The 10,895-nt window shown below is 68.1% G+C and carries 8 protein-coding genes; all 8 read right to left on the reverse strand.

Annotation, left to right across the window (positions count from 1 at the left end; translation table 11 throughout):
* Window positions 1-1,200, reverse strand: a 1,200-nt coding sequence (locus VF794_RS11275; protein ID WP_331109580.1) for a tetratricopeptide repeat protein, incomplete at its 3' end; no start/stop codon positions are given.
* Window positions 1,201-1,244: 44 nt separating this feature from the next.
* Entirely contained in the window at window positions 1,245-4,829 is a 3,585-nt protein-coding gene (locus tag VF794_RS11280) for a tetratricopeptide repeat protein (protein WP_331109582.1), read from the reverse strand.
* A gap of 250 nt (window positions 4,830-5,079) precedes the next feature.
* A complete protein-coding gene (locus tag VF794_RS11285) occupies window positions 5,080-6,615 on the reverse strand; it encodes a tetratricopeptide repeat protein (protein ID WP_331109584.1) in 1,536 nt (511 codons plus the stop codon).
* Between the two features lie 10 nt (window positions 6,616-6,625).
* Window positions 6,626-7,720 (reverse strand): outer membrane beta-barrel domain-containing protein, encoded by a 1,095-nt coding sequence (locus VF794_RS11290; RefSeq protein ID WP_331109586.1) that lies wholly within the window; start codon window positions 7,718-7,720, stop codon window positions 6,626-6,628.
* Between the two features lie 14 nt (window positions 7,721-7,734).
* The gene (locus tag VF794_RS11295; protein WP_331109588.1) at window positions 7,735-8,553 is read right to left on the reverse strand and encodes an outer membrane beta-barrel domain-containing protein; all 819 of its coding nucleotides are present in this window, start codon (window positions 8,551-8,553) and stop codon (window positions 7,735-7,737) included.
* Window positions 8,554-8,826: 273 nt separating this feature from the next.
* The gene (gene rplC, locus VF794_RS11300) at window positions 8,827-9,501 is read right to left on the reverse strand and encodes a 50S ribosomal protein L3 (RefSeq protein ID WP_331109589.1); all 675 of its coding nucleotides are present in this window, start codon (window positions 9,499-9,501) and stop codon (window positions 8,827-8,829) included.
* A gap of 145 nt (window positions 9,502-9,646) precedes the next feature.
* A complete protein-coding gene (locus VF794_RS11305; protein WP_331109591.1) occupies window positions 9,647-10,420 on the reverse strand; it encodes a hypothetical protein in 774 nt (257 codons plus the stop codon).
* Window positions 10,421-10,453: 33 nt separating this feature from the next.
* Window positions 10,454-10,895 (reverse strand): hypothetical protein (locus VF794_RS11310; RefSeq protein WP_331109593.1); only part of this gene is annotated, 442 nt, incomplete at its 5' end.

Raw genomic sequence — 10,895 nt, forward strand, 5'->3', positions numbered from 1 at the left:
CTCGGGCGCGGCCTCGGGCTGGCCACTCTTGCGCATGGCCGCGATGCCCTGGAGCTTCGAGTCGATCAGCTGCTTGTCCTGCGCGCTCGTGGAGCCCAGGTCCTTGCAGCGCTGGAGGAAGCCCACGGCCTTGTCCCAGCCGGTGCGCTCGATGGCGTAGGCCCAGCCCGCGCCACAGAGGGCCTCGGGCTGCTCGGCGCGAAGGGTGAGCACCTTCTCGAAGGCCTCGCCCGCCTTGAGCCCCTTCTGGGGCTCGCGGCCCTTCTGCCCGTCCAGCGCGTAGGCGTAGTAGAGCCAGGCGTCGGGCGAGCCGGGCTCCAGCTCCACGGCCTTGGAGAAGGAGCGCTCGGCGCCGACGTAGTCGCGCCAGGCCAGCGCCATGGCCCCGAGGTTGAGGTGGCCGGGCGCGAAGCGCTCGTCGAGGGAGACGGCCTTCTGGAACTGGGCGATCGCGCGGTCGCGCTCCTCGAGCTTCAGGTAGATCATCCCCAGGTTGTTGTAGATGCCCGGGTCCTTCTCATCGAGCTTGCGCGCGTTGGCGAGCACCAGCTCGGCGAGCCGGTACTTCCCCTGGTCGTAGTAGACGAGCGCGAGATTCTTGTACGCCTCGGCGTCGTCGGGGTGGCGGGCGAGCACGCGGCGGGCGGTGGCCTCGGCCTTCTCGTGCTGGCCGGCGAGCCGGTAGGCCACGGTGAGGTTGTTGAGCAGCGAGGCCTCGTGCTCGCGGCCCGGCGCCTTGAGCCCGGCCTCGTAGAGTTCGATGGCCTCGGCGAACTTCTCCTGCACGCGGTAGATGCGGCCCAGGTTGAGCAGCGTGGGCACGTGCGCGGTCTCGAGGAAGCGGACCTTCTCGTAGGCGGCCTGGGCGTCGGCGAGCCGACCCTGACGCTCGGCGATGACGCCGAGGTTGAACTGGGCGTTGAGGCTCTGCGGCGCCTTCTCCAGCACCGCCCGGAAGCCCTTCTCGGCCTTCTCGTAGTCGCCCGCGTCGAAGGCGGCGACGGCCTGTTCGAAGAGCTCGCGCGGAACGGAGCCCTTCTCCTTCTTCGCGTCCCGGGACGGCTCGGCAGCGGCCTGGGGAGCCGCCGGAGCGGGTGTCGGGGCCGCGGTGGCCACCGGCGCGGGCTTCACCTGCGAGGTGATGGCGCACGCGGTGGTGAGAGCCAGTGTGGCGGCGGCGAGGGTGCGGCGGAACGCCATGAACGACCTCCCTGCGGATTCGCGCGGGTGCATGTACGAGAGCTTCACGGCTGGACCTCCCCCGAGGCATTCGACGGCACGGGCGCGGCAGCGGGAGCGGCACCCGCCTGGGTGCCGTTCTCGAGGCCCGGGTCCTTGGCAACGTCCGAGGTGACGAAGAACTCGCTGCCGCGGTAGGGCACCTGGCGCACCTGGGCGTAGGCCCCGGGGCGGAAGCGGTTCACCTGCTCCTGGGCGGCGAGCGTCCACTCGTTGTAGAGCGACAGCTCATAGGCCTTGGCCAGCGCCTTCTCGAGCGCCTCGGTGGACTTGTCCTCCAGCGGGAGCGCGAGGTTCTCCAGCTCGCCGCGGTACATGGCGAGCTGCTCCTCGTCGAGCCCGGCGGGATCCGGCGACTCGAGGATGTTGCGGGCGAAGTCCGCGTAGGCGAGGCCGATGCGAGTGACCGAGGCGAGGGTCCACTCCCCCGCGCCGATGGTGGCCACGTCCGTATAGGCCTTCTCCAGCTTTTGAATCGCCTGCTGCTTGGCGGCGAGATCGCGGCGGATGGTGGAGACGCGCTTGAACTTGATGTCCACGTAGTGCTGCCAGCTGGCCTCCAGCTCGAGGAAGCGCACGTGGCCGTAGGCGTTGAGCAGCTCCGGCCGCTCCTTCTCCTTGGCGGGCAGCTTGCCCCAGCCGCGGACGAGCTCCGTCTGCACGCGCTCGATGTTGCGCCAGTCCTTCAGCTTCCGGTACGCGATGAGCTGGCGGTAGCGAGCCAGGTACACCTGTCCACCGGCGGTGCGCGCGTCGCGTCCGTACGTCTCGACGAAGGCCTCGAAGGCACGCGCCGACTCGGCCAGCTTGCCGTCCTTCTCGTGGACGAGGGCGATGTTGTAGGCGAGCTGCGGCACGTCCGGCCGATCCTTGAAGCGCGCGATGTAGGCGCGGTAGGCGGTGATGGCCTTGTCGGACTCGCCCACGCCCTCCGACCAGAGGCCGGCGTTGAAGAGGGCATCCGGCACCCACTTCTCGGCCTCGGCGAGCAGTCTGGCGCGCTCCTCGTCCTTCTGGGCCCGGGCCTCGTCGGTGTTCGCGGCGTCACTGGCCAGGGACTCCTTGGCGTCCTTGCCCTTCTTGGGAGCGGCGGCCTTGACCTGCTTCACCTTGCGCGCGTCGGCCGAGCGGATGGCGGCGTCGTACGCGTCCACGAAGGCGGAGTACATGGCGGCGGCCTTGCGGAACTCGGCGAGCTTCTCGTAGAGGCGGGCCAGGGTGTAGCGCACCTGGGGCTCGAACATGCTGCCCGCGTGGTCGGTGAGGACGCGCTCGCCGGCGGCCACGCCGCGGTCGATCTGCCCGGCCTCCTGGAAGATGACCATGGACGAGGTGAGCGCCCGGTCCGCGTTGTCGGACTTGGGGAACTCCTTCACGAACTCGAGGAACAGCTCGGCGGCCTTCGCCGGGTTCTTCTCCTTCTGGTAGACCACCTCGTGGATCCACTTGTACTGCGAGCCCTCGACGACGCGGGCCACGCGGGTGGCGAACTCGGGGCTGGGCTTGAGCAGCTTCTCGTTGGCGAGGAACTGCCGCGAGAGCTTGTTGAGCTCGAGCCACTCCTCGCGAGACTCCAACACGTACATGGTCAGGTCGGCCGCGTCACGCGAGCGCCGCTCGGCGGGGAACTTGTGGATGATCTCCCCGAAGCGCCGGGCCGAGTCGATGTAGTGGTGCCGGTCGTAGACGATGAGGGCGGCCTGGTAGCGCAGGTCGATCTCATCCGGATTGTCCGGGTAGAGGCGGTTGTACGTGTCGCACGCGGCCACCAGTCGGTCCTCGAAGCGCGTGAGCGGCTCCTCGGCCTGATCGGTGTCCTTCTTGGTGAGACGGCCCTTCTTCTCGACGTGGCCCTTGGACTTGTTCTCGTCCACCTTCTGGCCGTCCTTGAGGTCGCTCTTGGCGAGCTGGCCGCGCTCGATCTTCACGAGCTTGTCGTAGGCCATGATGGCCGCGAAGGAGGCGTTCTTGCGGTACTGCTCGTTGGACACCTCGCGGGCCGAGTCGCGATCCGGAATCTTGAAGGCCACCACGGCGTCGTACTCGGCGGCGGCGGCTTCCCACTCCTCCAGGGCCCAGAGGATTTCGGCGTAGAAGAACCGCATGTTGAAGGCGCTATCGGCGACGAACTCGGGATCCTCGCTGGAGGCGAAGGCGTCCACGTACTGCTTGTAGATGTCGCGGGCGAGCCGGTACGTCTCCACCTGGCGCGTCTTCTGCGCCTCCTGGTGGTAGTCGGTGACCATCACGCGCATGGCCTCCTCGGTGACGCTGAAGGCATTGCGCAGCACCGACTTGTTCTCGGTATTCGCCTGCCACCACGGGGCGCCGGGCCGGTACAGCTCGACCATGCGCTTCATCTCCACGCGCACCTGGTTGCGCTGGCGCAGGCCCTCGTAGCCGCGGACGATGGACTGCTGGTACTCGGGCGCGCCCGGGCCCATGGGGGCGTCGTCGATGAGCGTGCGGTACGTCTTGATGGCGCTGTCGAAGTGACCCGCCTCCATGAGGCCGCCGGCCATCTTGGAGATCAGCCGCGTCTGGCGCTTCTCGGGCGCCTTCTTCTTGAAGTAGGCGATGCCCTGCGCCGGCTGGTCGAGCTGCACGTAGAAGAGCGTCAGGTCGTTGAGCGACTCCGTCTTGAGGTCACCCAACTCCTCGCCGCGATCCCCGGCGTAGTCCACCACCTCCTGCAGCCGCGCGAGGCCCTCCTCGTAGGCGCCCACGTTGAAGTCGCACCACGCCAGCTTGTAGACGGCGTAGGCGTACACCTTGGGCACCTTGGAAGCGCGCGCCTTCTCATAGTGCTCGCGGGCCTCCTTCAGCTTGTTGCTGTCGAAGTAGTGGTTGCCGAGTTCGATGTACGTCTGCGGGACGAACTGCGACTCGGGGTACTCCTGGATGAGCTGGACGTAGCGCTTGATCGCGTCGTCGCGCCGGCCGAGCTCCTGGAGGTTGTAGCCCAGGTAGAAGAGGATCTCGTCGCGCTGCGGCCACTCCTGGTAGCCGTTCAGCAGGTCCTCGTAGATGCGCATCGTCTCGACGCGGTAGCGCTCGCTGTCCCGATGCTCCTTCTTGGGCGGCTCCACCTTCTCGCCGCGGGAGGTGGCCGCGTCATAGGCCTTCTCGGCCTCCAGGAAGCGCGTCATCTCCTGCTGGTAGAGGTACTGGGACTTCTCCCAGTAGAGCTCGGCGAGGCGGTAGAGCATGTCCGCCTTGCGGTGCGAGCCCTCCTGGAGCTTGGGGATGAGGCGCTTGAAGCCCTCGATGGCCTCGTCGCGCTTGCGGTCCGCCAGCCCGTCCTTCTTCGCGTCGGCGATGCGGGGCGTGTTGTCCATGGACGCCGGCCCCACCCGGGCGGGCCCGATGCGCGCCGGCCCCTTGCGCGAGGGCTCCTCGGTCGCCGACGTCTGACGTGGCGCCTCCTCGCGCGAGGACTTCTCCTTCTTCGCGGGCTCCTGGCGCGACTTGCCCTTACGGGACTCCGCCGCCTGAACAGGCTTCTTCGCGGGCTGTGCCGCCTCCCCTGCTCCACCAGCGGTGAGCGCCACGCCCATCGCCAGCGCACCGAAACGAAGAACCGCCTTCATGCGAGCTCCTGTGGTGGGTCTGAAAGAGCAGCGCATCCCGCCCGCCCCAAACCTTCATCACCCACCGAAAGGGACGGTCGAAAGTAGACGCGCGGTGTTGGAATGAGAAGTGCTGCGGCCCCGAGGATCCGCACGGTGTTGCCCACCCGGGCAGAGCGATGTTCCGAAGCTGAACAGCAAGCACGAAGAGGCGGCACCCGGCGCTCGATGCGCGGGCCCGCCTCCGTGTTCGAGACGACCTGGCTTCAGCTCACTGTTGCTGCAGCTTCGCCGGGCAGCCGCGCTTGAGCGTGTACTGGTAGTAGCCGATCTCGTCACGCCAGAACTCGCCCTGGAACTTCCAGTAGTTCCACGCGGCGCCGGGCATCTTCGGGCGGTAGATGGACTGCGTCTTGAGCACCGCCTTCTGATCCACGCCCGCCAGCAGCAGGTCCTTCTCGTCGAGCGCCGTCTGCACGCGGATGATCTCCGCCTGATCCGCGAAGGTGCGGAGGTTCTGCGCGGCCTCCTGGAGGCGGCTCTTGGCGAACTGCCCGCCGATCTGCAGCAGCGTGCCGCGCACCTCCTCCAGCGAGGCCACCGACTCGGGCACCAGGCCCGTACCACGCCAGGAGCCCAGCTCGTTGACCATGCGCTTCTCCGCGTCCACCTGGGCGATCATCCGCATCACGTCCTGGATGCGCTCGTTGTCGCGGATCCACAGGTAGATGGGGCCCGGCAGCCGCCGGTTCTCCGCCGCCACCAGGTTGTAGGCGCTCAGCAGATCCATGTCCTCGCCGACGAAGGGCTCGAGCTGCTTCGCCATGGGCTCGTAGAGCTTGTCGAAGGCGGTGAGCGTGGTCTTCACCTCGTCGAAGAGGCAGCTGTAGTAGTAGACGGTCGCCTTGAGGACCCACGACTCGGGCTGGAAGGCGCCCTCGAACTGGGGCGCGTGCAGGGCCTGGAGGCTGCCGAGCGCCCCGCCGAAGTCCTCGTTCTGGAAGCGGGCGAAGCCGTTCTCGAAGAGGGCCTGATCCCAGAAGCGGGCGTAGCGCGGCACGGCCTCGTAGGCGGCGACGGCCTGGGCGTACTCGTGGCGGCCGTAGTGCAGGCGCCCCATGGCCAGCAGCGCGAGCTGCTTCACCTCGTCATGGCCGAGCTGCGCGCCCTTGGCGTCCAGCGCGCCCCGGAAGGCGGCCAGGGCGGCGGTGTCCAGCGTGTCCGCCTCGGCGGGACGGCCGGGGAAGCGCGGATCCGCCAGCACCACGCCCAGCAGGTAGCGCGAGCGGGCATAGACGCGGCTGTCGGACGGCACCGCCTCCAGCAACGCGCGAGCCTCCTCGAAGCGGCCGCGGCGCTGGCTGATGGTGCCCACCATGAAGTTGACGCGGGCGAGCACCTCCTTGGGCAGCCTCACCCACTTGTCCCGCACCTCGGGCGTGTACGCCTTGTCGAGGATGTTGGACACGAGGTTCTGCTCGTTGAGCTTCTGCTGCACGTCCACCAGTCCCTCCAGCGCCTGGAGGTAGGAGGGGTGCGAGGGGCCCGCGTTGACGATGCGCGCGAAGATGACGAGCGCGGTGACGGGCATGCCCTTCCGGGTGAAGGTCTGCGCCAGGTAGTACTCGGACCTGGCGCGCGTGTCGGGGTCCACCGCGTTGGAGGACAGCTCGAAGAAGCGCGGGGCCGCGTCGTCCAGCTTTCCCGCGTTGAAGGCCGCGAGCGCCTGGTTGTACGCGTTCATGTCCTGCGCGGAAGCCACCAGCGGCGCGAGGACGAGGAAGGAGGCGAGGATCAGTCGGTGCATGGCGCGGGCCTCAGAAGAGATAGGAGAAGCCGGCGTAGAAGCTGAGGTTGTTGAGGACGTCCGAGGAGGGATTGCCGACCAGGTCCTTCCCCAGGACGATGTCCTCGCGGTAGTTCTTCTTCGTCTTCGGGTCCACCCCGTCGAACTTGTCGTACTGGCAGCTCCCGGTGAGGCCCAGGTCCTTGAAGGCCGTGCCGCTGCCCCGTCCGTCCTCGAGCTTCTGGAAGTCCTCGAGGTTGCACCCGTCCACGCGATCCACGCGGGCGGTGTAGACGAGATCCCTCACCTCCAGGCGCAGGGCCATGGAGTCGCCGAACTGGACGCGGAAGCCGCCGCCCACCGAGCCGAGGAACTTCGAGCCCGTGTCACCGAAGCGCGCCGGGACGGTGCGCTGCTGTCCGTCCACCTCGTTGACGACGTCCGGCCGGATGAGGACGCGCGTGGAGCCGATACCGGCCCCGCCGCTGAGCACGAGGCTGAACTGGAGCAGGTGGTTGTCGTAGAAGGCGAACTTGCCATAGAGCGGCGTCACCTCCACGCCCGCCTGCGCGCCCCACACCAGCAGCAGCGCCGAGGCCGCCTGCGCCTGCTCGCGCACCTTGTCGATGAGCTCCAGGTTGAAGACGCTCTCGTTGGAGTACCAGTTGTACTGGGTGGAGAGCTGGAGGCCGAAGTTCTCCTGGAGGTGGTACGTGTAGTGGAATGCGCTGCCCGTGTGCTCGGTGAAGCGGCCGTTCACCTGCGCCACCACCGGGTAGAGCGTGAACTCGTGCCGGCCCTCGTCCGCGAAGCGCTTCTTCTGCACCACGTGGACGGCCACGTTCGGGTTGCGCAGCGGCGCCCCGTTCACCAGCTGGTGCTGGTTCGGATCCGCCACCGGCTGGAGCTCGGCGGCCTCGGCCAGAGGCGCATCCGAGGCCTGCTCGGGCGCCTGGGCCTCCAGGGCGGGCTCGGGCTCGGGCTGCTCGGCCGCGGGCTGCGCCGGCAGGGGCTCCGGCTTCACGGGAATGGGCGCGTTCTCCAAGGGAGGCGCCGGGGTCTCTTGAGCCAGGGCTGGCGTGCCAGCGGTGGCCAGGAGCAACGCGAGGAGCGAAGTGGTTCGCATGTGAGACGTCAGCCTCAGAAGAGGAAGGTGTAGCCGATGTCGAATTGCACCAGGTGCGTCAGGCCAGGGTTGCTCGCGGGCTCACCACTCTCCCGCCCCGCCTCCCAGTCCTCACGCAACACATTCACGCGGTACTGATCCATGAAGACCCAGTCGCGCACCTCGAAGCGGAGGGCGTGCTTGCCACCCGCCAGGAAGAAGCGGAAGCCCACCGCCCCGGACGCCACTGGCGCCACGCGCGTCTCGGTGTGCCAGTAGTTCTCGGTCGCGGTGGAGGCATCGAGCGGATCCGCCCGGTTGTCACAGACCCCCATGTCCCGATCCTGGACCCGGGTGCACTGGATCACCGACTGGCGTCGCAGCGAGGCCAGCCCGCCGCCGCCCCAGAGGTACGCCTGGAAGTGCGCCGACTCGTCGGCCAGCAGCGACAGCTTGCCGTAGATGGGCGCCCAGCGAGCCCCCACCACGCCGTGCAGATTCATCTCCCACATGTCCTCGAGCTCGTCCGTGATCTTCTTGTCCTCACGGTTGAGGAAGCTCTCGGAGATGGAGCGAGCCAGGCCCGTGTGGCGGCTGAGCGCATAGCCGGCGCGCGCCTCGACACCGAGCGTGTTGAAGAGGTTGTAGGCGACCCCAACGTTCAGGTTGTAGTGCGCCGTGAGGTACTCGCGAAGCGGCAGCCCCACCGAGACGGACGCCTCCAGCTTCTCCTCCGGAGAGAAGAGCCGGTGGCGCACGGCGGCCGGATCCAACACCTGCTCCTGGGCCGAGGCGGACAGCGCCGTCAGCAGGAACGCGAGAGAAACGAAGCGTGGAAGCGTGCGTGCATTCATAGGCCGTATGGGGCCACGATCTGCGCACGCGAGTGCCCATGGGCAAGAGAGCAGGCTCGACAGTGGGGCGGACTTTGCATCCCCGGGGCTCCCAGCGCCTACCAGCCAACGTTTGGCGGCCCACCGGAGCCCGGAAACACGAACGCCCCGCCCGGAGGGTAGCCGGAGCGGGGCGTCGGGAACTGGACCCTGTGGCGGTGCCTGGAGGCTCGGTAGGACGAGATACCCGGCCCTCCCCCTGACGAGGGAGGGAGCACACACAGGGCTACGGGACTACTTGGTGCGCGCGGCCTTGTGCTGCTCGCGCAGGGCGACCTTGATGCTCGGGCGCACGATGATGATGCCGTCGTTGTGGCCGGGGATGGAGCCCTTGATGAGCACCAGGCCCTTGTCCACGTCCACGCCCACCACGGTGAGGTTCTGCGTGGTCACCTGATCCACGCCGTAGTGACCGGGCAGCTTCTTGTTCGGGTACACGCGGCCGGGCGTCTTACGCTGACCGATGGCGCCCGGGTGACGACGGTACTCGTGGGTACCACGGGTGGCCGTCTGCGAGCCCTTGAAGCTCCAGCGCTTCATGACGCCCTGGAAGCCACGGCCCTTGGTGATGCCGGTGACGTCCACGAGCTGACCCTTGGTGAACAGGTCCGCCTTCACGGGATCGCCCACGTTGAAGCCGGCGGCCTCCTCGGCGGACACCCGGAACTCCTTCAGGTGCCGGCGGAACGGCGAGTTGTTCTTCTTGAAGAAGCCCACGTCCGCCTTCGTCAGGCGCTTCTCGCGGATCTCCCCGTAGCCCAGCGTCACCGCCGAGTACTTGTCCTTCTCGGGGGTACGCTTGCCCACGACCTGGCAGGTGTTGACGTCGACCACCGTCACCGGAACGAGGTTGCCCTCGTCGTTGAACACCTGGGTCATTCCAATCTTCTTGCCAATCAGACCCTTCACGTCGTCCTCACAGCTCGCGCTCGAAGCGCGAAAACATCAATGATTTCAGCGATTTGCGTCCGACTTCAGTTCCCCGGACGCCAGGAAGCGGCGCAATGTAGCAGCTTGCCCCCTACCGTCAAGCACGGAGGGAGGGGGCCCTGCTTCACTGCGCGCGATCCAGCCGCGGGTAGAACGGGGCGAGCTGCGCCTCGGCGATGCGCTGCGCGTACACGTCCTCGCCGAGGAGGAACAGCGCCTGATCCAGGTAATCCTCCGCCGCCTGGACCTCGCCCTCCTTCTCGGCGATCGCCCGGTCGAGCTCCGCCATCGCCTGGTCGAACGCCTCCTTGCGGGAGGTCATCTCGTCCTCCAGGTCGAGCATGCGCTTGTGCGCCAGGATGCCCGCCGCGCCTGGCTGGCCCGGCTTGGGCGTGAGGGCCATGGCCACGTCCCGCTCCAGGTTCTCCACCTCGCGCGCCAGCCGCATCTGCTGGATGCGGTTCTTCTTCAGGTTGTCGCGGGAGGTGCCCAGCACGGACTGATCCTGGGTGGTGAGCTCCAGGTCGGCGTGCTTCTTCTCCATCTTCTTGAGCGCCTCGAGGGCGTAGCGCAGGTCCGCGCGGCGGTTGGACAGCGTCTTGCGGAGGCTCTTCGTCTGCCCCTCCACGGCGTCCACCGCCTTCTTCCACTTCTTGACGATCTCGTACTGGGCGGCGCGATCCGCCTCGTACTGGGCGAGGTAGTCCTGCCAGGCCGCGTCGTCGTCGTTCATCTGCTGCTCGAGCGCGGCCAGCTCGTCGCGTCGGGCCACGAGCGCGGCCTCGGCGCGATAGACGCGATCCATCGTGCGCGGACAGTTGGGCTTGCCCGCCAGACGATCTCTCGCGAGATCCCCGAGCTGGAAGATCAGGTCGTTGTAGGTCTCCGCCTTGGGCATACCCCCTGTTTTACGCCCAAGGCGAGCGGCCTGTCAGCTATCTGCCGGAGCGGCGGCAACCGAGGAGGCGTTTGCCTCGGCGGCGGCCTGGGCAGCCCCTTCGGCCAGGGCGAAGAGCTCCCGGGCCCGATCCTGCTCCTCGGTGCGGTTGAGTTCGCAGACCCAGGCGCTGGAGAGGTCCGCGTGCTGGCGGGCCAGTTCAGCGGTGGACTCGTAGCGCGCCGCCGAGGCCCGGGCGAAGGCGCCCTCCCGCCGCAGCTCCAGCACTGTGTCGCCATCGAGGCTGATCTCCTCGGGCGGCACGGGCAGGGGCCCACGACCGAGCGCCGCCAGCCGAGCCAGCAGCCTCGAGGCGTGTGCCCTACAGAACGCGGCCAGCACCATCAACCGCGCCCGCCCCCGGCTGTCGCCGAGACGCTCGGCGAGCATCGTCATGCGACGCGCCGAAACCACCTCGGATTCCCATGCCGCGGCC

The sequence above is a fragment of the Archangium sp. genome (assembly GCF_036389735.1).
Lineage (GTDB): Bacteria > Myxococcota > Myxococcia > Myxococcales > Myxococcaceae > Archangium.

Bases quoted from the DNA above. Each gene is read 5' to 3' on its own strand.
- VF794_RS11290 (WP_331109586.1), bottom strand. From the start codon at position 7,720: ATGCGAACCACTTCGCTCCTCGCGTTGCTCCTGGCCACCGCTGGCACG.
- VF794_RS11305 (WP_331109591.1), bottom strand. From the start codon at position 10,420: ATGCCCAAGGCGGAGACCTACAACGACCTGATCTTCCAGCTCGGGGAT.
- VF794_RS11280 (WP_331109582.1), bottom strand. From the start codon at position 4,829: ATGAAGGCGGTTCTTCGTTTCGGTGCGCTGGCGATGGGCGTGGCGCTC.
- VF794_RS11295 (WP_331109588.1), bottom strand. From the start codon at position 8,553: ATGAATGCACGCACGCTTCCACGCTTCGTTTCTCTCGCGTTCCTGCTG.
- VF794_RS11285 (WP_331109584.1), bottom strand. From the start codon at position 6,615: ATGCACCGACTGATCCTCGCCTCCTTCCTCGTCCTCGCGCCGCTGGTG.